This window comes from Acuticoccus sp., assembly GCF_965213555.1.
Taxonomy (GTDB): domain Bacteria; phylum Pseudomonadota; class Alphaproteobacteria; order Rhizobiales; family Amorphaceae; genus Acuticoccus.
In genome coordinates, this window is sequence record NZ_OZ243890.1 from 2,721,104 (window position 1) to 2,739,847 (window position 18,744).

Below are 18,744 nucleotides of genomic sequence, written 5' to 3' on the forward strand. Positions count from 1 at the left end.
GGGCAGTGCCAGGAGCGAGCGAGGGCGGCGGCAAGTTGTCGACGTACGATCTCTTTGGACGCGAGTACCGTCGATGACCCTCCTTGCCATCGAAGAGCTGTCCGTCGCGTTCCGTCAGGAGGGGCGCTCGCAGCTCGCGGTCGATCGCGTGTCCCTGTCGCTCGACAAGGGGGAGACGCTCGCGGTGGTCGGCGAGTCGGGCTCCGGCAAGTCGGTCACCGCGCTGTCGGTGGTGCGCCTGCTGCCCTACCCCGCCGCCTCACACCCCTCGGGGCGCATCCTGTTCGGCGGCCGCGACCTCCTCGCCGCCTCGCCGCGGGAGATGCAGCGCGTGCGCGGCAACGCGATCTCGATGATCTTCCAGGAGCCGATGACCTCGCTCAACCCGCTCCACGTGGTGGAGAAGCAGATCGGCGAGATCCTGCGCGTCCACGGTGGGCTCGGCGAGCGCGCGGCGCGCGAGCGGACGCTGGAGCTCCTCGACGCGGTAGGCATCCCCGATCCCGATCAGCGCCTCAGGAGCTACCCGCACCAGCTCTCCGGCGGGCAGCGCCAGCGCGTGATGATCGCGATGGCGCTCGCCAACGAGCCGGACCTCCTCATCGCCGACGAGCCGACGACCGCGCTCGATGTCACGGTGCAGGCCCAGATCCTGGCGCTCTTGAAGGACATCCAGGCGCGCCTTGGCATGGGGATGCTGTTCATCACCCACGACCTCGGCATCGTGCGCCGGATCGCGGACCGCGTCGCCGTGATGACCCGCGGCGAGGTCGTCGAAGAGGGTGCGACCGCGGACGTGTTCGACCGGCCGCGCCACGCCTACACGCGCCACCTCCTCGCCGCCGAGCCCAAGGGCGAGCCGCCAGCGCTGCGGCCTGACGCGCCCATCGTGGTCGAGGCGCGGGGCCTCAAGGTGTACTTCCCGGTCCGCCGCGGGCTGCTCCGCCGCACCGTCGACCACGTGCGGGCGGTCGACGGCATCGACGTCACCGTACGGCGCGGCGAGACGCTTGGCATCGTCGGCGAGTCCGGGTCGGGCAAGTCGACGCTGGGCTTTGCGATCCTGCGGCTCATTCCCTCGAACGGCACGATCGTCTTCATGGGCGAGGCCATCGACGGGCGTTCGTGGGCGCGCATGCGGCCGCTGCGCTCGAAGATGCAGATCGTCTTCCAGGACCCCTACGGCTCGCTGTCGCCGCGCATGTCCGTCGGCGCCATCATCGCAGAGGGGCTGAGGATCCACACCGGCCTCGACGCCGCTGCCCGCGACGCGCGGGTCGCTAAGGCGCTGGAGGAGGTCGGCCTCGACCCCGCAACGCGCGAGCGCTACCCGCACGAGTTCTCCGGCGGGCAGCGTCAGCGCATCGCCATCGCCCGCGCGCTGGTGCTGGAGCCCGACTTCATCGTGCTCGACGAGCCGACCAGTGCACTCGACCGCTCGGTGCAGGCCCAGGTCGTCGACCTGTTGCGCAACGTGCAGCGCCGGCGCGACCTCACCTTCGTGTTCATCAGCCACGACCTTCAGGTGGTGCGCGCGCTGGCGAGCGAGGTCGTGGTGATGCGGGGCGGCAAGGTGGTCGAGCGCGGGCCGACGGCGAGGATCTTCGACGCGCCTGAGACGGACTACACGAAGGCGCTGATGGCAGCGGCGCTCCGCCACGAACCCGCGCCCGTTGGCGTCGCGGCGGACTGACCCTTCGTTCATCGTTTCCGTCCATGCTTAATTGGCTCGTGCGCCAGAAGGTCGGCATGTCACGTCCCAGCGTCGTCCCGTACCCCATGCGCCGGGATGCCAATGCGCAGACCGAGCCGTCCGGCACCGCGTGAGACGCCTCGTCGGAGCCGGAGCCGTCGTCGCCTCAGGCGGTGTCGCGCAGCGCGAGGAGATCCTCGCGCGGCTGCCGTGCGGGCCGACGGCCATCGACGTGCGGCGCGTCTCCCGTGCCAGGCGCATGACGCTGCGCGTTCCGCCCGGCGGTGCTCGACCCGTGGTCACGATCCCGCTTCGTGCGCCGCTGCCGGCTGCCGAGCGCTTCGTGGCCAGCCAGTCGGGGTGGCTCGCTGCGCGACTGGCGGAGCGCTCGCCGACGGTCGCGTTCGCCGACGGTGCGGTGGTGCCGCTCCGTGGAGTGCCACACGTGGTGCGTGCGACTGGCACCGTGCGCGGCGTGGTGCGGGTGGGTGCTGAGCAAGACGGGCCGACGTTGTGGGTCCCCGGTGCACCGGAGCATCTGCCACGCCGCCTCAGGACGTGGCTGACGTCGGAGGCCCGCGCCGACCTCACGGCCGCGGTGGCACACTACGCCGCGAGGGTGGCGCGTACGCCAACCGCCGTGCGCGTGAAGGATACCCGCGCGCAATGGGGCTCGTGCAGCCCGACCGGCGTCCTGTCCTTCTCCTGGAGGCTCGTCCTCGCGCCGCCCTTCGTGCTGCGTTATGTCGCGGCCCACGAGGTGGCCCACCTTGTTGAGCTCAACCACTCGCCGGCCTTCTGGCGGCTGAACGCCCTGCTAGACCCGCAACATGCGCGGGCACGGGCGTGGTTGCGCACCAACGGCCGGGCCCTCCACGCCGTCGGCGTTACCCCCTGAAGCGACGGCTGCACGGCCGAACGCGCACACTTGCCGCGCCAGAGCCAAGGAACGGAGCGCGCAGCCAGCCCATTCAGCGTGTGTATGCAGGGGAAGCCGCCATGGACCTTTCGAACTCGACACTCATCATCACGCTCGCAGTAACAACGCTCGTCCTCGTCGTCTTGTTCGGGATCTGGCAGCGCTTCCGCGCCGGTCGGGCGAAGGCAAAGCACGAGCACTCCGCGATCATGGACGACCCGAACTTCACCCACAAGGAGACGCGTCGCACCGACCGCTGAGCGGCCATCTCAGCGTCAAGGGCTGACGTTGCCTCGTGCTCGATGAACGGTGTTGATCGCGTCCACGAGGTCCGCGGTCAGCCCGACGTTGAAGGCGTCGAGCGCGGTGTCGAGCTGCTTCAGCGACGTCGCGCCGACGATCACGCTCGTCATGAACGGGCGGGTGACCGCGAACGCGATGGCCATCTGCGCCGGATCGAGCCCGGCATCCTCGGCCAGCCCGACGTACAGGTTGTTGGCCTCGACGGCGCCTGGACCCTCGTAACGCTGCAGCCGGTCGAACAGCGCCTTGCGCGAGCCTTCCGGCAGGCGGCCGCCGCGGTACTTGCCGGTCAGGTACCCTTGGGCCAGCGGTGAGTAGCCGAGCAGCGCGACGTCCTCGCGCAGGCACGCCTCAGCAAGGTTGATCTCGAACGTGCGGTTGACGAGGCTGTACGCGTTCTGGATCGACGCGACGCGTGGCAGCTCGCTTGCCTCGGACGCCCTCAGGTAGCGCATCAAGCCCCAGGTCGACTCGTTGCTGACACCGACGTGGCGCACCTTTCCCGCGTCCACCAGGCGACCGAGAGCCTCAAGCGTCTCCTCGATGGGGGTCTCATCCTCCGCCTCATCCGGGACGGTGAAGAGCGTCGGGTTGCCGCCGAACTTCGGCATGATCCGATCCGGCCAGTGCACCTGGTAGAGGTCGATGCGATCGGTGCGCAGGCGGCGCAGGGAGCCCTCTACCGCCTCCTCGATGTCGCGTGACGTCAGTCGCGGCGGACGCTCGTCCTCGCGCAGCCACGTCATGTGCGAGCGGCCGGCGACCTTGGTGGCGACGATCACCTTCTCGCGGGCGCCTGGCCTCGCGGCGAGCCAGTCGCCCATGATCCCCTCGCAGCGGAACCGCGTCTCCTGCGAGGGCGGCGTCGGGTACATCTCGGCGTTGTCGAACAGGTTGACGCCACGCTCCACCGCGCGGTCCATTTGCTCGAACGCGTCGTCGGCGGAGTTCTGCCGGCCCCAAGTCATGGTGCCGAGGGAGATCGCCGACACGGAAAGGTCCGTGCGGCCGAGCGGGCGGTAGTCCATGGTCAATCCTGACGGCGGTGAGGGGAGGGCGCCCCAGCGGGCTCGCAGCGGACTATCGCGCTGGAGCGTGCCCGGCGATGCGGCCGAGCGTCCGGTCGGCGGCGACGATGAGGAGGCCGAGGGCGGCGAACGCGAGCGCGAGCAACGCGGCGTTCCGGGCGTAGCCCGCGGCCCCGAGCCCCTCGAGGTCGAGGAACCAGTAGGGCACGAAGCCCTCCGTGGCCCCACGCACCAGCACGATCGCGAGGTAGGCTGCGGGGAGCACCAGCGCCCACGCGGCGTCCACCGCGCGCAGCGTCCCGTGGCCGGAGGCTGCCCAGGCGAGGACGAACAGGACCGGCGTCACGTCATGCAACAAGCGTGAGGCGACGGCCTGCAGCCCGGTGGCCGACGTAAGGTTCTCCCGCAACAGGATGGCGAACACGATCCCGACGAGGACGATGGCGGCGAGCGCCGCGAGCCTCGCCCTCGGCCCAGCGAGGGAGGAGGAGGGGACAAGCGCCATCGCCGAGGCCACGACCGCGGCCGCGGCGTTGCCCCAGTTGGTGAAGAAGCCGGCGAGCCGCCAGAGCGCCGCAAGGACGCCCTCCCCATCCGCGAGGTGGCTCGCGATGGTGAGACCGACCTGCAAGGCGAGCGCGGCGACCGTCACCGATGCCGCGACCGCGGCGATCACGCGGCTCGCCACGGGGGTCAGTCGGCCGTCCGGGCCCGGGCGATCAGCTCCTCGACCTCGGGGAGGATGTTGCGCACGATCACGGCGACGCCCTCCGCGCTCGGGTGGATCCCGTCGGCAAGGTTGAGCGAAGGGTCGGCGGCGACGCCATCGAGGAAGAACGGGTAGTACACGACGTTGCGCCGAGACAGGTCCTCGTAGACCGCGGTGAAGGCGGCGCCGTACTCCTCGCCGAGGTTGGGCGGCGCGAGCATGCCGGCCAACAGCACAGGGAGGCCACGCTCGTCGAGCCGGTCGAGGATCGCCGTGAGGTTCTCGCGCGTCGTCGCGGGGTCGAGGCCGCGCAGCGCGTCGTTGGCGCCGAGCTCGACGACGACCGCGTCGGCGTCCTCGCCCACCGACCAGTCGAGCCTAGCGCGGCCGGACGAGGTGGTGTCGCCGGACACGCCGGCATCGACGACGTCGACGTCGTGTCCCCGAGCCTCGAGCGCGGCCTCGAGCTGTGGCACGAAGCCGTCGCCCGGCGCGAGCTGGTAGCCTGCGACGAGGCTGTCGCCCAGCACGACGAGGGTGATCGGCTCGCCGTCCCCGCCGGAGGGCGGCGACTGGGCGAGCGCGTGCGTGGCCAGCGTCGCGGCGCAAAGGCCGAGCGTTGCCAAGGCGTGACGGCGGGCCAACCGCATGGCGTCCTCCCGAGTGACCGCGCGTCAGATAGAGCGCGGCGCTCCATCCGGCGAGGCCGCAGCGCGGCGCAGGGCGAGCCCCTCCTCGATGGCGGCGAGGTACCGCTCGGCCGCCGCGCGTGGGTCGGCGGACGCGCCGATGGGGCGGCCGACGACGATGGCGTCGGCGCCGGTGGCGATGGCCTCCTGCGGGGTCGCGACGCGGCGCTGGTCGCCGGCGGCATCGGCGGGAAGGCGCACGCCCGGCGTGATGACGGTGAGCCCCGAGCGCCGCGCCGCCGCCGCCTCGCCGGGCGCGCAGACGATGGCGTCGGCCCCCGCCGTCACGGCGGCGGCGATCCGCCGATCGACGAGGGCCGTGACGCGGTCGGCGTAGCCCGCGGCGGCGACGTCGTCCTCGCCCATGGAGGTGAGGACGGTGACGGCGACGATGGACAGCCCGGCCGGCCGCGCGCCCACCGCGGCGGCGAGGGCCTGCGGGTAGGCGTGCACCGTGAGGTAGGCCGCGCCGAGCGCGCCGGCCGCACGGGTCGCGCCGGCCACGGTGTTGCCGATGTCGAGGAGCTTCATGTCGAGGAACACGCGGTGGCCGGCCCGGGCGAGCGCGGCGGCGGTCCCGATCCCCCCGGCGAGGGCGAACTCCAGCCCGATCTTGTAGACGCCGACGACGCCCTCCGTCGCGGCGACGAGGCGCTCCGCCGCCGCGGTGTCCGCCACGTCGAGGGCCAGGATGAGCCGGTCCGTCGCGCACTCCGCCATTTGCGCCTTCCCTTCACCTTGCTAGAAGCGCGGCAGATGACACAAATGCCCCCCCGCCGGAACGCCGAGGTCGTCCGCCGCACCGCGGAGACCCGCGTGCGCGTCGCGGTCGACCTTGATGCGCACGATCCGGAGCGCCGGTCCGCCACCGGCATCGGCTTCTTCGACCACATGCTCGACCAGCTCGCGCGCCACTCCGGCCTCGGGCTCGTCGTTGAGGCGGAGGGGGACCGACACATCGACGACCACCACACCGTGGAGGACGTCGGCATCGCCCTTGGGCAGGCTCTCCACGAGGCGCTCGGCGACAAGGCGGGCATCGCACGCTACGCCGACTGCCACCTGCCCATGGACGGCACCTTGACGCGCGTGGCACTCGACGTGTCGGGCCGGCCGTTCCTCGTGTTCCGCACGACGTTCCGCACCGCCAAGATCGGCAGCTTCGACACCGAGCTCGTGCGCGAGTTCTTCACCGCGTTCGCGATGAACGCGCGCGTCACCCTGCACGTGGAAACGCTCTACGGCGACAACGACCACCACATCGCCGAGGCCTGCTTCAAGGGGCTGGCGCGGACGCTGGGTGCCGCGGTGAGGGTCGCTGGGCCGGGTGGAGCCATCCCCTCCACCAAGGGCGCGCTGTGACCGTCTGGACCGTCTGGGAGCACGACCGCCACGAGGGCGACGAGCGCGCGTTGCGCGCTCGCCTCGTGCCCGACCGCTTCTCATGGCTCGCTGCGCTGTCGCCCCCGCTGTGGCTGCTCGCCAGGGGGATGGGGCTCGCCCTGCTCGCGTTCGCGGTCGTCGCAACAACCCTCGTCGTCGCCGCGGGCCTCGTGCTCGGGCCGGCGATGGCGCTGAGCACCGCGCTCGTCCTCATGGTCTGGTTCGGCTTCGAGGCACGCGCGGTCGAGCGCTGGTCGCTCGCCCGGCGCGGCTGGAGCATGGTGGCGGTGGTCGAGGGCAAGCGCTTCGACCAGGCGGAGCGGCGCTGGCTCGCGGGCCGCGAGCCCGACGCGACGCTCCTGCGCGCGCCGACAGGGGGCGCCCGGGCGACGCCCCCCGTCGGCGCGGCGGGCCCCTGGGGCGGCTCGGTGCCGCCCGTCCTTGGCGTGATGCCAGAGGGTCCGCGGTGAGCGTCGTCATCGTCGATTATGGGTCAGGCAACCTGAGGTCCGCGCAGAAGGCGTTCATCCGGGCCGCGGGCGAGGCCGAGCTCTCCAACGCCATCGTCGTGTCCGCCGACCCGATCCGGATCGCCCGCGCCGAGCGCATCGTGTTGCCGGGCGTCGGCGCGTTCGCCGACTGCATGATGGGGCTGTCGTCGACGCCCGGGATGGTCGACGCCATCCTCGACGCGGTCACCCATCGCGCCATCCCGCTGCTCGGCGTGTGCGTCGGCATGCAGCTCCTCGCGACCCGCGGGCTCGAGCACACGGTGACCCCTGGGCTCGACCTCATCCGTGGCGAGGTGCGCCGGATCGAGCCGCGCTGTGCCACGCTCAAGGTGCCGCACATGGGCTGGAACACGCTCTCGCCCGAGCGAGCCCACCCCGTGCTCGAGGGCATCCCGCTGGGCGATGACGGTCTGCACGCCTACTTCGTGCACTCCTACGCCATCGTGCCCGAGCGTCCCGAGGACGTTCTCGCGCTGTCCTACCACGGGGACCCGTTCGCCGCGGTGGTCGCCCGAGACACCGTCGTCGGCACCCAGTTCCACCCGGAGAAGAGCCAGGCGCTCGGCCTGCGCCTCATCGCCAACTTCCTCAAGTGGCAGCCGTGATCCTCTACCCGGCCATCGACCTCAAGGGTGGGGCGTGCGTGCGGCTGGAGCAGGGCGCCATGGACCGGGCGACGGTCTACTCGAAGGATCCCGCGGAGGCGGCGCGACGCTTCGCGAAGGTCGGCTTCACCCACCTTCACGTGGTGGACCTCGACGGCGCTTTCGCCGGCGAGGGCCGCAACGCGGAGGCGGTTGCGGCGATCCTGTCGGCGACGGACGCGCCGGTGCAGCTCGGCGGCGGCATCCGCACGATGACGGCCATCGAGGGCTGGCTTGCCCGCGGCGTCGACAGGGTCGTCCTCGGCACGGCCGCGGCGCGCGATCCGAACCTCGTGCGCGCCGCGTGCCGCGCCCACCCGGGGCGCATCGTGGTGGGGATCGACGCGCGCGACGGCCGCGTCGCCGTCGCCGGGTGGGCGGCGACCACCGACATGACCGCACGGGACCTCGCGCTCGCCTACGAGGACGCCGGCGTCGCCGCCATCGTCCACACCGACATCGCCCGCGACGGCATGGGCACCGGGCTCAACCTCACCGAGACGCTCGCCATCGCCCGGGCGGTGACGACGCCAGTGATCGCCTCGGGCGGGTTCGCCGGCGTGGTGGACGTTGCCCGGCTCGCAGCTCCGGAGGCGGCCGGCCTCGCCGGCGCCATCGTCGGCCGCGCGCTCTACGACGGCACGCTCGACGCCCGGGCCGCGCTCGCTGTGCTGCCCCAGCGCGTCGGCGGACCCGTCGCATGCTGAAGAAGCGCATCATCCCTTGCCTCGACGTCCTTGCCGGCCGGATCGTGAAGGGCGTGCGGTTCGAGGACCTCGTCGACGCCGGCGATCCCGTGGAGGCCGCCAAGGCGTACGACGCGGCCGGCGCGGACGAGCTCACGTTCCTCGACATCACGGCATCGTCGGACGAGCGCTCGATCCTGTTCGACGTCGTTCGGCGGACCGCGGAGGAGTGCTTCATGCCACTCACCGTCGGCGGCGGTGTGCGCACGATCTCCGACATCCGCTCGCTGCTCCTCGCCGGCGCCGACAAGGTCTCGATCAACACGGCTGCCGTCCGCGACCCATCCTTCGTGGGCCGCGCCGCGGAAAAGTTCGGCGCCCAGTGCATCGTCGTCGCCATCGACGCCAAGAAGCACGGCGACCACTGGGAGGTGTTCACCCATGGCGGTCGCCGCGCGACCGGGGTCGACGTCGTCGAGTTCGCCCGCAAGATGGAGGCGCTCGGCGCGGGCGAGATCCTGCTGACCTCGATGGATGCGGACGGCACCAAGGAGGGCTTCGACACGGCGCTCACCCGGGCCGTGGCCGACGCCGTGACGATCCCGGTCATCGCATCGGGTGGCGCCGGAACCCTGGACCACCTGGTGGACGCGGTGCTGGAGGGCCACGCGGAGGCGGTGCTCGCGGCCTCGATCTTCCACTTCGGCACCTACACCATCGCCGAGGCGAAGGCGCACATGGCCGCCGCCGGCATCCCCGTGCGGCGGACGGCCGATGGCTGAGTACGGCATGGAGGCGCTCGAGCGGGTGGTGCGCGCACGCCTCGCCGAGGAGGGCGAGGGGTCCTACACGCGCCGTCTCGCAGCGGGCGGCGTCGAGGCGTGCGCGCAGAAGCTCGGCGAGGAGGCGGTGGAGGCCGTGATCGCCGCCGTGCGTCGCGCCCCGGACGAGCTGACGCGCGAGGCGGCGGACGTCGTCTACCACCTCACGGTGCTCCTCGCGGTCTCGAACCTCTCGTGGCGCGACGTGACCGCCGAGCTCGCCCGCCGCAGCGGCACCTCTGGCCTTGCCGAGAAGGCGGCCCGAGAGCCTTAGCGGCTTACCGTGACGAGCCGGTAGGGGCCGAGCGCGAGGGCAGCGACGAGGAGCTTTACCGCGAAGTCGCCCACCGCCCAGGACACCCAGCGGGGCGCCTCCGGCGCGCCGGCGAGGCCGAAGATCGGTTCGCTCGACACCGCGAACGGGTCGACCCCGAACGGGACCACCGCGGCGAAGGCCAGGGCGAAGAACACGGCGGTGTCGAGCGCCGACGCCACCGCGGATGAGGCGAGCGGCGCGCGCCACCACGCGCCATGGCGCAGCCGGTCGAACACCGCGACGTCGAGGAGCTGGGCGGCGAGGAAGGCGGTCCCGGACGCCAACGCGATGCGCGGCGTGGCAAGGGCCAAGGACATGACGACGGCGACGCTGAAGCCCGACAGCGCCACGAGCCGCGCCGTGCGGGGACCGAAGTTGCGGTTGACGACGTCCGTGACGAGGAACGCGAGCGGGTAGGTGAACGCGCCCCAGGTCAGGACGTCGGCGAGATCGACCGTGCCAAGCCGTCCGTCGACCGGGAACTGCACGAGGACGTTGGAGGCGACGACCACCGCAGCCATCGCCGACACCGCGACGAGGAAGGCCCGGACCGAGACCACGCTGGAGCTGGGTACTCGGCCGGGCTCAGCCGTTCGCCGCAGCGGCCGCCGGGTCGGTCGCGCCCGGTGTGCGGCCACTTGCCACGACCTCGCGCTTCAGGCGGACCATGCGTTCGGACAGCTCGTCGTCCTTCGCCTTGATGAGGAACTTGTCGAGGCCGCCCCGATGCTCGACGGTGCGCAGCGCCGCTGCGGCGATCCGCAGCCGGACCCGTCGTTCCAGCGCATCGGAGATCAGCGTGACGTCGACGAGGTTCGGCAGGAAGCGCCGCTTCGTCTTGTTGTTGGCGTGGCTGACGTTGTTGCCAACCATCACGCCCTTGCCGGTCAGTTCGCAGCGCCGCGCCATGGGGTCCATCGCCGGCGGGCCGGCGTCCTTCGTTCGATCCGTGTTGGATGAGATGCGGGTGATAGGGACCGACCGCCGCCCGGTCAAGCGGCTTCGCCCCCTGCGGAGCAGTTCAGCGGCCGTTCAGCGCCACCATTTGATCTCGCTATCGCCATACCATAAAGCAACAACGCGGGCACGAGGGCGCGTGGGCGTCCCCGGTGGGAGAGCGTTATGAAGCCGTTCAGGTCCTTCGCCGCGATGAGCGCCATCGCGATGGCCCTCGTTGGGCTGCCGATGGTCGCGCCGGCCGCTGCCAAGGTGAGCGTCGACGGCACCTACGAGATCTCCATCGCCGGCTGGGGCATCGCGCGCGCGACGGTCGACCTCACCATCGCCAACGGCAAGTACGACGCGACGCTCTTCATGGCGCCGAAGGGCGTGGCCAAGATCGTGACCGCGGTGCGCACGTCGGTGGACGCGAGCGGTGCGTTGCGCCGCGGCGACGTGCTGCCGAACACCTACAACGTGAGCGCGGACGAGATCGACCGGCCGGTGCGGGTCGCCATGCGGATGAACGGCGGCACCGTCTCCTCGCTGAAGGCCCAGCCGCCGCTGAAGGCGCTCGATGGCCGCATCGCCGTGACCAACGCGCACCGCCGAGGCATCGTCGATCCGCTGTCGTCCGGCCTCATCCCGGCCAAGGCCGCCGACGCGCGCGACGCGTGCGACCACACCATGAAGATCTTCGACGGTTGGACGCGCTACGACGTCAAGCTGTACTACAAGGGCGAGCGCAAGGTGGCCACCGAGGGCTACTCCGGGAGCGCTTCGGTGTGCGGCGCGCGCTGGGTCCCCGTGGCGGGCCACCGTCCCCACAAGCGCGAGGTCCAGTACCTCGCAGCGAACAAGGCGCTGGAGGTGACGGTCGTACCGCTCCCCGGCACGGGTTACGCGATCCCCTACGCGGTGCGGATCGGCACGCCGAACGGTGAGATCAAGATCGAGCCGAGCCAGCTCGCGATCACCGGCACCGGCGTCTAACGCCTGCATCCGGACGCTCGCCGAGGTCACCGACTGAGGGATCGCCCCTCCCATCGCACGGCGGATGCCGCTGGCTGACGCACCTGCGTCGAGGCCTCGCGCGGCCGCTGTGACCCGCCACTGCGTCGGCGGTGCGCCGCCGACGCGACTTGAGGACGCCGCGGATGACGCTGACCCCCCTCACGCGCCGCCCCGAGCGGGCGCGAAACGTGACCGCGGTCCTCGGCCCCACCAACACCGGCAAGACCCATCTTGCCATCGACCGCATGCTCGCGCGCCGCACCGGGCTGATCGGCCTGCCGCTGCGTCTCCTCGCGCGGGAAGTGTATGGCCGGGTCGTCGCCCGCATGGGGCCTGACGTCGCAGCGCTCATCACCGGCGAGGAGAAGATCATCCCGCCGGGCGCGCGGTACTACGTCGCCACGGTGGAGGCGATGCCGCTCGACCTCGATCCCGAGTTCGTCGCCATCGACGAGGTCCAGCTCGCCGCTGACCTCGAGCGCGGCCGCGTCTTCACCGACCGCCTCCTGCGGGTGCGGGGGCAGTATGAGACGCTGCTCCTTGGGGCCCTGACCGCGCGCAACCTCCTCGAGAAGCTGATCCCCGGCGTCAACGTGGTGACGCGGCCGCGCATGTCGATCCTCACCTATGCGGGGGAGAAGAAGCTGACGCGCCTGCCGCCTCGCTCGGCGGTCGTCGCGTTCTCGGCCAACGAGGTCTACGCCATCGCCGAGCTGATCCGCCGGCAGCGCGGCGGGGCAGCCATCGTCATGGGCGCGCTGTCGCCGCGCACCCGCAACGCCCAAGTGGAGCTGTTCCAGTCCGGCGACGTCGAGTTCCTGATCGCCACCGACGCCATCGGGATGGGGCTGAACCTCGACGTCGACCACGTGGCCTTCGCCTCGGCGCGCAAGTTCGACGGCTACCAGTTCCGCCACCTGACGGCGGCCGAGCTCGGCCAGATCGCGGGGCGGGCCGGCCGGCACACCCGCGACGGCACGTTCGGGGTGACGGCGCGGGTCGGCCCCTTCGCCGACGACCTCGTCGAGGCGCTGGAGACCCACGCCTTCCAGCCGGCGCGCGTCTTCCAGTGGCGCAACCCCGAGCTCGACTACGCCTCCGTGCCCGCGCTGCGCGCCTCGCTGGACGTGCCTGCGCCGGAGGAGGGCCTCACCAAGGCACCTCCCGCTGACGACCAGAAGGCGCTGGAGCACGCCACCAAAAGCCCTGAGATCATGGACCTCGCCGACACGCCCGGGCGTGTGGAGCGCCTTTGGGAGGTCTGCCAGGTTCCCGATTACCGCAAGATCGCGCCGGCGAACCATGCGGACCTCATCCTGACGCTCTACACGTTCCTGGTGCGCGACGGGGCGATCCCGGACGACTGGATCGCCCGCCAGGTGCGCTACGCCGACAAGACCGACGGCGACATCGACACGTTGTCGAACCGCATCGCGCACATCAGGACCTGGACCTTCGTCGCCAACCGCAACGACTGGCTTGCCGACCCGGCCGAGTGGCGGCAAACCACGCGCGCGGTCGAGGATCGCTTGTCGGACGCGCTCCATGAGCGTTTGATGCAGCGGTTCGTCGACCGGCGCACCAGCGTCCTCATGAAGCGGCTCAGAGAGAATGCGATGCTGGAATCTGAGGTCAACGACGCCGGGGACGTGATGGTCGAGGGCCAACACGTGGGCACGCTTGCCGGCTTCCGCTTCCAGGCCGACGCGTCGACGGGCGATCCACGGGACCAGAAGGCGCTGCGCTCGGCGGCGGGCAAGGCGCTCGCCAAGGAGATGGAGCGTCGTGCCGAGAAGGCGTCGGCCGCGCCGGACGCCGCCTTCGCGCTCGGCTCGGACGCGGCGATCCGCTGGCAGGGTGCGGTGATCGCCCGCGTCACCGCGAGCGACGACGCGCTGAGGCCGAACGCGGTGCTCCTCGCCGACGAGACGCTGCCGCCGCCCTCCCGCGACAAGGTGCAGTCGCGCCTCAGCCAATGGCTCGCCGCCCACGTGGAGGGGCTCGTCAAGCCCCTGTTCGAGCTGCGCAACGCCCAGACACTCGACGGCGGCGCGCGCGGCCTTGCCTACCGCATCTCGGAGGGGCTCGGCAGCGTCGAGCGCGCCGCCGTGACGGAGGAGGCGAAGGCCCTCGATCAGGCGGCGCGGGCGGGGCTGCGCGCGCTCGGCGTGCGGTTCGGCGCCTACCACATCTTCGTTCCCGCGCTGTTGAAGCCAGCCCCCAGCCAGCTTCTGGCGCTCCTCTGGGCGCTGAAGAACGCGGACCTCGACGTGCCCGGGCTCGCCGAGGTGCCGCAGCTCTCCGCCTCCGGCCGCACGTCCATCGCGGTCGATCCTGCCGTCCCGCCGGCGCTCTACCGGGTGGTGGGGTTCCGCCCGTGCGGACCGCGTGCCGTGCGCATCGACATCCTCGAGCGCCTCGCCGATCAGGTCAGGCCGCTGGTGGCGTGGCGACCCGGCCCCGAGGCCGGCGAGCCGCCTCCGGGGGCGGTGCCCCAGGGCGGCGGCTTCCTCGTCACCGTGGCGATGACGTCGCTCCTTGGGTGCTCGGGGGAGGACTTCGCGGCCATCCTCTCCTCGCTCGGCTACCGTATGGATCGCCACGAGGCGAGCGAGGCGGAGCAGGCGGCGCTGCGTGCTGCAAGCGAGGTTCGATCGCGCCCACCGAAGAAGGCGCGTGCGGCGCCGCCGGCGGGTGCGCCGGCCAAGGCGAGCGACGCGCCTGCGACCAGTAGGGCGAGCGAGGGGAGCGACCCTCCGGTCGACGTTGGGGAGGCCGCGCCCGCCGCTGGCGATGACGCTGGCGAAGCGGCGGACGAGGCCACTTGGTCGACGGCTGACGTCGAGGTCGCGGCGCAGGACGACATCGCGGACGCAGCCGACGGTGGCGGGACGCAGGCCCCCGCGCCAACGACGGCTGGGGGCGAGGCGACGGTGGCCGTTACGGACGAGCCTGCGGCGACGTCCGAACCGCATGGCACGGACCGCTTGGGGGACGACGCATCGCCAGCGCCAGCCATCGGAACGCCCCGTCCCAGCGAGACCCCAGCGCCGGCCGGCGAGGTGGACGAGCAGGCGGCCGCCGCTGATCCCGAGGCCGCAGCGGAGGCGGAGCGCGTGGCTGAGACGGACGCGCCCTCCGTCACGCAAGACGCCGTCGCGGCTTCGGCCGACGCGGGGCCGGTCCTCATCGAGGTTTGGCGCGTCCCCCGCACGCAGCGCGGCGAGGGCGCGCGGCGCCGCCGCGCCTCGCACGGCGAGGACGATGGCGGCGCCGCACGGCGGGACGACCGTCGTCGCGGACGCAGGGACGCTCCGTCGGACCGTGGCAGGGGAGGCGAGCCAGCGCCGCCGCTTGCTGCGGCGCCGGCGGCGGCGGGTGCAGAAGCAGCCGCCACGTCCGAGGCGCGGGAGCCGCGCTGGGACGGCAAACCCGCCGGCGGACGCGGGCGCCGGCGTGACGAGCGCACGCCGCCCCCGGACGGGCGCGGCAAGGGCCGTCCCCCGCGCGCCAAGCCAGCTCGCGGAGCGGAGCCGCAGCGTCCGCCAGCGCGCGAGCGCGACGCCGACCCCGACTCACCGTTCGCCAAGCTCGCGGCGCTCAAGGAGCAGTTGGAGAAGGGCGATCGCTGAGCCCAGCGTCCAAGATGCCGGGGCGGACGGCGAAGGTGGACCGCAGCGGCTCGACAAGTGGCTGTGCTACGCCCGCTTCGCCAAGACGCGGACCCTAGCCCAGGCGCTCGTGGAGGGTGGCAAGGTCCGCCTCAACCGCGAGAAGGTCACGTCGTCGAGCCGGCTGGTCCGCGCCGACGACGTCCTCACCATCCGTATGCCGCGCGACGTGCGGGTGGTGCGGGTGCGAGGGTTTGCATCACGCCGCGCCTCACCGTCGGGTGCCGCCGCGCTCTACGAGCCGATGGACGGTCATGACACGGGCACGGGGACGGCCGGCGACGGGACGAGCAGCGCAGCGGGCGGTTGAAGGTCGGGCGGTCGAGGCGATCGGGTTGTCAGGTGACGGATCGCCACGCCCGCGGTCGAGCGGCTCGCCTTGTGCCGGCACCTAGGCGGCACTACTCAAACCGCGAACCATGGAAGGGACGATAGGGTGACGTACATCGTCGGCGACGCATGCATCAGGTGCAAGTACACCGACTGCGTGGAGGTCTGTCCGGTGGACTGCTTCTACGAGGGCGAAACCATGCTCGTGATCCACCCCGACGAGTGCATCGACTGTGGGGTCTGCGAGCCTGAATGCCCGGTGGACGCCATCAAGCCGGACACCGAGCCTGGCACGGAGAAGTGGGTCGAGCTGAACGCCAAGTACGCCGCCGAATGGCCGAACATCACCGTCAAGAAGGACCCCTTGCCCGACGCGGCGGACTGGGAGACGGCGACGAACAAGCTTGAGGAGCACTTCAGTTCCGCTCCGGGGACCGGTGACTAGCAGCTTCACGCCACCGTCGAGCGGGTCACGCTGCTTATGAGGCTGGGTTAACCGCGGATGAACCCCGCCGAAGGTACGGGAGGTTCCGCCACCGGCTCTTCAAAACCCTGGTTTGGTGTGGTATATGTATCGAATGCCGTGTTGGCATGACCGCGTGCGCGGATGTCGCCGGCTCCGCGGCGTTCGAACCCGGCACCGCAACAGACAGGAGCGGAATTCCCGTGGGTCGCGTCGGCCTGCCTGTGCCGTCCCGACCACCCCGCACGTGGGCCCGGGTGTTGCCGCTGCCGTCGGGCGGCGACACGCCCGGTCACGCGACATCCCACAAGAAAACGACACGATCGTCCGTCAAGGATGCGTGATCATTTCGAGGAGTATCAAGACTCTATGGCTACGGTGAAGAAGAGCGCTGCCCCGAAGTCGGCGTTCAAGCCGAACGAGCACGTCGTCTACCCGGCGCACGGCGTCGGTCAGGTGCAGTCGATCGAGAAGACCGAGTTCGCGGGGTACACGCTCGATCTGATCGTCGTGAGCTTTGCCAAGGACAAGATGACGCTGCGCGTTCCGGTGAACAAAGCCAAGGCCGTGGGGATGCGCAAGCTCGCCGATGCCGAGACCACGAAGAAGGCGCTCGACACGGTGGCCGGCCGGGCGCGGGTGAAGCGTACAATGTGGAGCCGCCGCGCACAGGAGTACGAGGCGAAGATCAACTCCGGCGACCTCATCGCGATCTCAGAGGTCGTTCGAGATCTCTACAGGGCCGAGAGCCAGCCGGAGCAGTCCTACTCGGAGCGTCAACTCTACGAGGCGGCGCTGGATCGCATGTCGCGCGAGATCGCTGCGATCAACAAGACCGATGAGCCGGCGGCGATCAAGGTGATCGAGGCGCAGCTCGCCAAGAGCCCGAGGCGCACCAACGCCGACGAGGCCGAGGCAGACGCCGAAGCCGACGAGCTGCACGAGAAGGCGGCCTGACGCGGCGCAGGGTCGACGGGGGCAGGCCGCTCGTTCGAGCGCTCCTCCCGCCGCCCGATGCCGCTCGCGAGGGCGAGCATGGACGCAATACCCGACCTGCAGCCCGCGGTGTACCTCGTCGCGGGGGTTGTCGTCCTGGTGTTTCCGCGGATCTTGAACTACATCGTCGCCGGCTACCTCATCTTCGTCGGCGCCACCGGGCTGTGGCCGAACATCATCTGAGTGCTGCTTCAACCGAGCCGCTGCGAGCGCGCCGTCGCGCCATCGCGCCCTGCGATGCACCGGCGATGGGCGGCCGAACGTGGGTGGGGCGTCGGTCCGCTCGCCGAACCCGACCCATCGTCGCCAACCGGTGCGAAGGCGACCGACAATGACGCGACGACGCAGCAGCACGCGGGGCGGCGCTTCCGCCGCCAGCGCCGCGTCCAATGGCGGATGCAAGACGGCCGCGACGCCTGCTGTCGGCGGAGCCTCCTCGTGTGAAGGGGTGGCGCCTGGGCGGGCCCGTCGCCGCCAGCGCGCGACCGGGATGGCGGACGCGCGCGAAGCCGCAACGCGGGGGGCGACGCAGCCGGCGGAGGCGGGCATCACCGTCGTTGGCACCTTCCGCTCGGGGACCAACTTCCTCCGTAGCGTGCTGGAGCTCAACTACCACTGCACGGTGCGCTACAACACGCTCGGATGGAAGCATTGGGTGCTGCCGCTCTACACCCCCGACGGAGTCCAGACCTATCCGACGACCCGCCTCGCCTTCATCACGAAGAACCCGTTCTCCGCGCTTGCATCGCTGCACGCCTACGCCGGGGGCCGTCGAAACAACCTATCATCGAGCGCACGGGACGGGATGTCCGCCTTCCTGTCCAACCCCTTCGTCATCCACAACGGCAAGGGGGAGAGCCTCGAGATGTGGTTCCGCACGCCGGTGGACTACTGGACCGCGATCAACTGGAACTTGTCGTCCGCCGTGGCGTCGCCGCTCGCCGCTCGCCCCGTGCGCTACGAGGATCTCGTCGACGCCCCGGAGGCGGTGACGGACGGGCTTGCCGGCGCGTGGGGGCTCACCCGCCGGGAGGCGCCGTTCCAGGTCATCGAGAACCGGGCGCGAAACCTACCGAACGCCGGGCAGCTCGTCGACGCCAGGGCCTACGCCCGCGACGAGGTGTTCGATCGGGACAGGGTGGCGACGCACCGCTACATGGACGACTACGCGCCGGCTGACGTCGCCCTCGTGATGGGGACGCTGGACCACGACCTCGTCGCACGGCTCGGCTACGCCGACCTCCTTACGCGGCTCGCGGGTGCATCCGGACGCCGGTCGGCGGCTCGGACGCTCGCCGGCCGCGCGCGGGCACTCCTTCGCCGCCCGCGTCCGCGGTCAGACCGACACGGCGCATAAGAGGTCGCCTTCGTCCAGGGCGTCCTTGTGGCCCGCGAGGGCCGCAGCACCACGCTCCGCCACGGCGAAGGTGATGGCTAGAGCATCCGTTGCAGTGCGTCTCGTGCGGGCCGTAGGTTTCACGACCATCCTTCCACCGGCAGCCCGACGTCAGGACGGGGATGACCCCGCCGATGACCCGGCGGTCGTCGACGCAAGGCCTCCCTCGCGTGTCAGTCGCCAGGAGCGGAGCGAGGCGCTCGAACTCGGCTTGCTTAATCAGAAGTGCCGT

Annotated in this window: 22 protein-coding genes and 1 pseudogene; 16 read left to right on the forward strand and 7 right to left on the reverse strand. The window is 71.4% G+C overall.

The features are described from left to right. Positions 1 to 73: 73 nt before the first annotated feature. From ACOOE8_RS12835 to ACOOE8_RS12845, 3 genes are all read left to right on the forward strand, one after another. Entirely contained in the window at positions 74 to 1,693 is a 1,620-nt protein-coding gene (locus tag ACOOE8_RS12835; RefSeq protein WP_420391846.1) for an ABC transporter ATP-binding protein, read from the forward strand. Between the two features lie 130 nt (positions 1,694 to 1,823). Next, positions 1,824 to 2,591: a M48 family metallopeptidase gene (locus ACOOE8_RS12840; RefSeq protein ID WP_420391847.1), complete on the forward strand. Its 768-nt coding sequence runs from the start codon at positions 1,824 to 1,826 to the stop codon at positions 2,589 to 2,591. A gap of 101 nt (positions 2,592 to 2,692) precedes the next feature. Further along, positions 2,693 to 2,872, forward strand: coding sequence for a hypothetical protein (locus ACOOE8_RS12845; protein ID WP_420391848.1), 180 nt, complete (start codon positions 2,693 to 2,695; stop codon positions 2,870 to 2,872). Between the two features lie 15 nt (positions 2,873 to 2,887). Here ACOOE8_RS12845 and ACOOE8_RS12850 read toward each other — a convergent pair whose 3' ends face one another. Genes ACOOE8_RS12850 through pyrF form a run of 4 tightly spaced genes read right to left on the reverse strand, consistent with a single transcriptional unit; the run spans position 2,888 to position 6,061 of the window. Then, positions 2,888 to 3,943, reverse strand: a complete 1,056-nt coding sequence (locus ACOOE8_RS12850; RefSeq protein ID WP_420391849.1) for an aldo/keto reductase — start codon at positions 3,941 to 3,943, stop codon at positions 2,888 to 2,890. A 52-nt stretch (positions 3,944 to 3,995) separates the two neighbouring features. Continuing rightward, positions 3,996 to 4,631: a Pr6Pr family membrane protein gene (locus ACOOE8_RS12855; RefSeq protein WP_420391850.1), complete on the reverse strand. Its 636-nt coding sequence runs from the start codon at positions 4,629 to 4,631 to the stop codon at positions 3,996 to 3,998. A 5-nt stretch (positions 4,632 to 4,636) separates the two neighbouring features. After that, complete coding sequence (locus ACOOE8_RS12860) at positions 4,637 to 5,302, reverse strand: arylesterase (protein ID WP_420391851.1); 666 nt, start codon at positions 5,300 to 5,302, stop codon at positions 4,637 to 4,639. Between the two features lie 24 nt (positions 5,303 to 5,326). Next, entirely contained in the window at positions 5,327 to 6,061 is a 735-nt protein-coding gene (pyrF, locus tag ACOOE8_RS12865) for an orotidine-5'-phosphate decarboxylase (RefSeq protein WP_420391852.1), read from the reverse strand. Positions 6,062 to 6,106: 45 nt separating this feature from the next. Here pyrF and hisB point away from each other — a divergent pair, with 45 nt between their 5' ends. Genes hisB through ACOOE8_RS12895 form a run of 6 tightly spaced genes read left to right on the forward strand, consistent with a single transcriptional unit; the run spans position 6,107 to position 9,661 of the window. Further along, a complete protein-coding gene (gene hisB / locus ACOOE8_RS12870) occupies positions 6,107 to 6,703 on the forward strand; it encodes an imidazoleglycerol-phosphate dehydratase HisB (RefSeq protein WP_420394703.1) in 597 nt (198 codons plus the stop codon). Beyond that, positions 6,700 to 7,194 (forward strand): DUF2628 domain-containing protein, encoded by a 495-nt coding sequence (locus ACOOE8_RS12875; protein WP_420391853.1) that lies wholly within the window; start codon positions 6,700 to 6,702, stop codon positions 7,192 to 7,194. Before hisB ends, ACOOE8_RS12875 begins: the two co-directional genes overlap by 4 nt. Beyond that, a complete protein-coding gene (gene hisH, locus ACOOE8_RS12880; protein WP_420391854.1) occupies positions 7,191 to 7,841 on the forward strand; it encodes an imidazole glycerol phosphate synthase subunit HisH in 651 nt (216 codons plus the stop codon). The genes ACOOE8_RS12875 and hisH overlap by 4 nt, the downstream gene beginning before the upstream one ends. Next, positions 7,838 to 8,587 carry a 1-(5-phosphoribosyl)-5-[(5-phosphoribosylamino)methylideneamino]imidazole-4-carboxamide isomerase gene (gene hisA / locus ACOOE8_RS12885; protein WP_420391855.1) on the forward strand — a complete coding sequence of 250 codons (750 nt, stop codon included), beginning with the start codon at positions 7,838 to 7,840 and terminating at the stop codon, positions 8,585 to 8,587. The genes hisH and hisA overlap by 4 nt, the downstream gene beginning before the upstream one ends. Beyond that, on the forward strand, positions 8,581 to 9,348 hold the full coding sequence (gene hisF / locus ACOOE8_RS12890; protein ID WP_420391856.1) for an imidazole glycerol phosphate synthase subunit HisF: 768 nt from the start codon (positions 8,581 to 8,583) through the stop codon (positions 9,346 to 9,348). The genes hisA and hisF overlap by 7 nt, the downstream gene beginning before the upstream one ends. Then, positions 9,341 to 9,661 carry a phosphoribosyl-ATP diphosphatase gene (locus ACOOE8_RS12895; RefSeq protein ID WP_420391857.1) on the forward strand — a complete coding sequence of 107 codons (321 nt, stop codon included), beginning with the start codon at positions 9,341 to 9,343 and terminating at the stop codon, positions 9,659 to 9,661. Before hisF ends, ACOOE8_RS12895 begins: the two co-directional genes overlap by 8 nt. Here the strand turns inward: ACOOE8_RS12895 and ACOOE8_RS12900 are convergent. Then, the gene (locus ACOOE8_RS12900) at positions 9,658 to 10,263 is read right to left on the reverse strand and encodes a VUT family protein (RefSeq protein WP_420391858.1); all 606 of its coding nucleotides are present in this window, start codon (positions 10,261 to 10,263) and stop codon (positions 9,658 to 9,660) included. The two genes, ACOOE8_RS12895 and ACOOE8_RS12900, sit on opposite strands and share 4 nt — an antisense overlap. A gap of 25 nt (positions 10,264 to 10,288) precedes the next feature. Then, complete coding sequence (gene rpmB, locus ACOOE8_RS12905; RefSeq protein WP_420391859.1) at positions 10,289 to 10,612, reverse strand: 50S ribosomal protein L28; 324 nt, start codon at positions 10,610 to 10,612, stop codon at positions 10,289 to 10,291. 213 nt (positions 10,613 to 10,825) lie between these two features. Here rpmB and ACOOE8_RS12910 point away from each other — a divergent pair, with 213 nt between their 5' ends. The 7 genes from ACOOE8_RS12910 to ACOOE8_RS12940 all read left to right on the forward strand — a co-directional run bounded on the left by ACOOE8_RS12910 (position 10,826) and on the right by ACOOE8_RS12940 (position 18,473). Beyond that, positions 10,826 to 11,635: a DUF3108 domain-containing protein gene (locus ACOOE8_RS12910; protein WP_420391860.1), complete on the forward strand. Its 810-nt coding sequence runs from the start codon at positions 10,826 to 10,828 to the stop codon at positions 11,633 to 11,635. Positions 11,636 to 11,799: 164 nt separating this feature from the next. Further along, positions 11,800 to 15,288, forward strand: a complete 3,489-nt coding sequence (locus ACOOE8_RS12915) for a helicase-related protein (RefSeq protein WP_420391861.1) — start codon at positions 11,800 to 11,802, stop codon at positions 15,286 to 15,288. 61 nt (positions 15,289 to 15,349) lie between these two features. Continuing rightward, on the forward strand, positions 15,350 to 15,637 hold the full coding sequence (locus tag ACOOE8_RS12920; RefSeq protein WP_420394704.1) for a S4 domain-containing protein: 288 nt from the start codon (positions 15,350 to 15,352) through the stop codon (positions 15,635 to 15,637). Between the two features lie 126 nt (positions 15,638 to 15,763). Further along, positions 15,764 to 16,102 (forward strand): ferredoxin FdxA, encoded by a 339-nt coding sequence (fdxA, locus tag ACOOE8_RS12925; protein WP_420391862.1) that lies wholly within the window; start codon positions 15,764 to 15,766, stop codon positions 16,100 to 16,102. Positions 16,103 to 16,489: 387 nt separating this feature from the next. Further along, positions 16,490 to 17,077, forward strand: a complete 588-nt coding sequence (locus ACOOE8_RS12930; protein WP_420394705.1) for a CarD family transcriptional regulator — start codon at positions 16,490 to 16,492, stop codon at positions 17,075 to 17,077. A 78-nt stretch (positions 17,078 to 17,155) separates the two neighbouring features. After that, positions 17,156 to 17,299 carry a DUF3096 domain-containing protein gene (locus tag ACOOE8_RS12935; RefSeq protein ID WP_420391863.1) on the forward strand — a complete coding sequence of 48 codons (144 nt, stop codon included), beginning with the start codon at positions 17,156 to 17,158 and terminating at the stop codon, positions 17,297 to 17,299. Positions 17,300 to 17,606: 307 nt separating this feature from the next. Then, positions 17,607 to 18,473, forward strand: coding sequence for a hypothetical protein (locus ACOOE8_RS12940; RefSeq protein WP_420391864.1), 867 nt, complete (start codon positions 17,607 to 17,609; stop codon positions 18,471 to 18,473). 88 nt (positions 18,474 to 18,561) lie between these two features. Here the strand turns inward: ACOOE8_RS12940 and ACOOE8_RS12945 are convergent. Beyond that, positions 18,562 to 18,735, reverse strand: a pseudogene (locus ACOOE8_RS12945) (transposase); the annotation flags it as partial. Positions 18,736 to 18,744 lie beyond the last annotated feature (9 nt).

Excerpts from the sequence above, each read along its gene's own strand:
- ACOOE8_RS12835 (WP_420391846.1), top strand. The coding sequence starts at position 74 with ATGACCCTCCTTGCCATCGAAGAGCTGTCCGTCGCGTTCCGTCAGGAG.
- ACOOE8_RS12845 (WP_420391848.1), top strand. The coding sequence starts at position 2,693 with ATGGACCTTTCGAACTCGACACTCATCATCACGCTCGCAGTAACAACG.
- ACOOE8_RS12850 (WP_420391849.1), bottom strand. The coding sequence starts at position 3,943 with ATGGACTACCGCCCGCTCGGCCGCACGGACCTTTCCGTGTCGGCGATC.
- ACOOE8_RS12860 (WP_420391851.1), bottom strand. The coding sequence starts at position 5,302 with ATGCGGTTGGCCCGCCGTCACGCCTTGGCAACGCTCGGCCTTTGCGCC.
- pyrF (WP_420391852.1), bottom strand. The coding sequence starts at position 6,061 with ATGGCGGAGTGCGCGACGGACCGGCTCATCCTGGCCCTCGACGTGGCG.
- hisB (WP_420394703.1), top strand. The coding sequence starts at position 6,107 with ATGCCCCCCCGCCGGAACGCCGAGGTCGTCCGCCGCACCGCGGAGACC.
- hisF (WP_420391856.1), top strand. The coding sequence starts at position 8,581 with ATGCTGAAGAAGCGCATCATCCCTTGCCTCGACGTCCTTGCCGGCCGG.
- ACOOE8_RS12895 (WP_420391857.1), top strand. The coding sequence starts at position 9,341 with ATGGCTGAGTACGGCATGGAGGCGCTCGAGCGGGTGGTGCGCGCACGC.
- rpmB (WP_420391859.1), bottom strand. The coding sequence starts at position 10,612 with ATGGCGCGGCGCTGCGAACTGACCGGCAAGGGCGTGATGGTTGGCAAC.
- ACOOE8_RS12910 (WP_420391860.1), top strand. The coding sequence starts at position 10,826 with ATGAAGCCGTTCAGGTCCTTCGCCGCGATGAGCGCCATCGCGATGGCC.
- ACOOE8_RS12915 (WP_420391861.1), top strand. The coding sequence starts at position 11,800 with ATGACGCTGACCCCCCTCACGCGCCGCCCCGAGCGGGCGCGAAACGTG.
- ACOOE8_RS12930 (WP_420394705.1), top strand. The coding sequence starts at position 16,490 with ATGGCTACGGTGAAGAAGAGCGCTGCCCCGAAGTCGGCGTTCAAGCCG.
- ACOOE8_RS12935 (WP_420391863.1), top strand. The coding sequence starts at position 17,156 with ATGGACGCAATACCCGACCTGCAGCCCGCGGTGTACCTCGTCGCGGGG.
- ACOOE8_RS12940 (WP_420391864.1), top strand. The coding sequence starts at position 17,607 with ATGGCGGACGCGCGCGAAGCCGCAACGCGGGGGGCGACGCAGCCGGCG.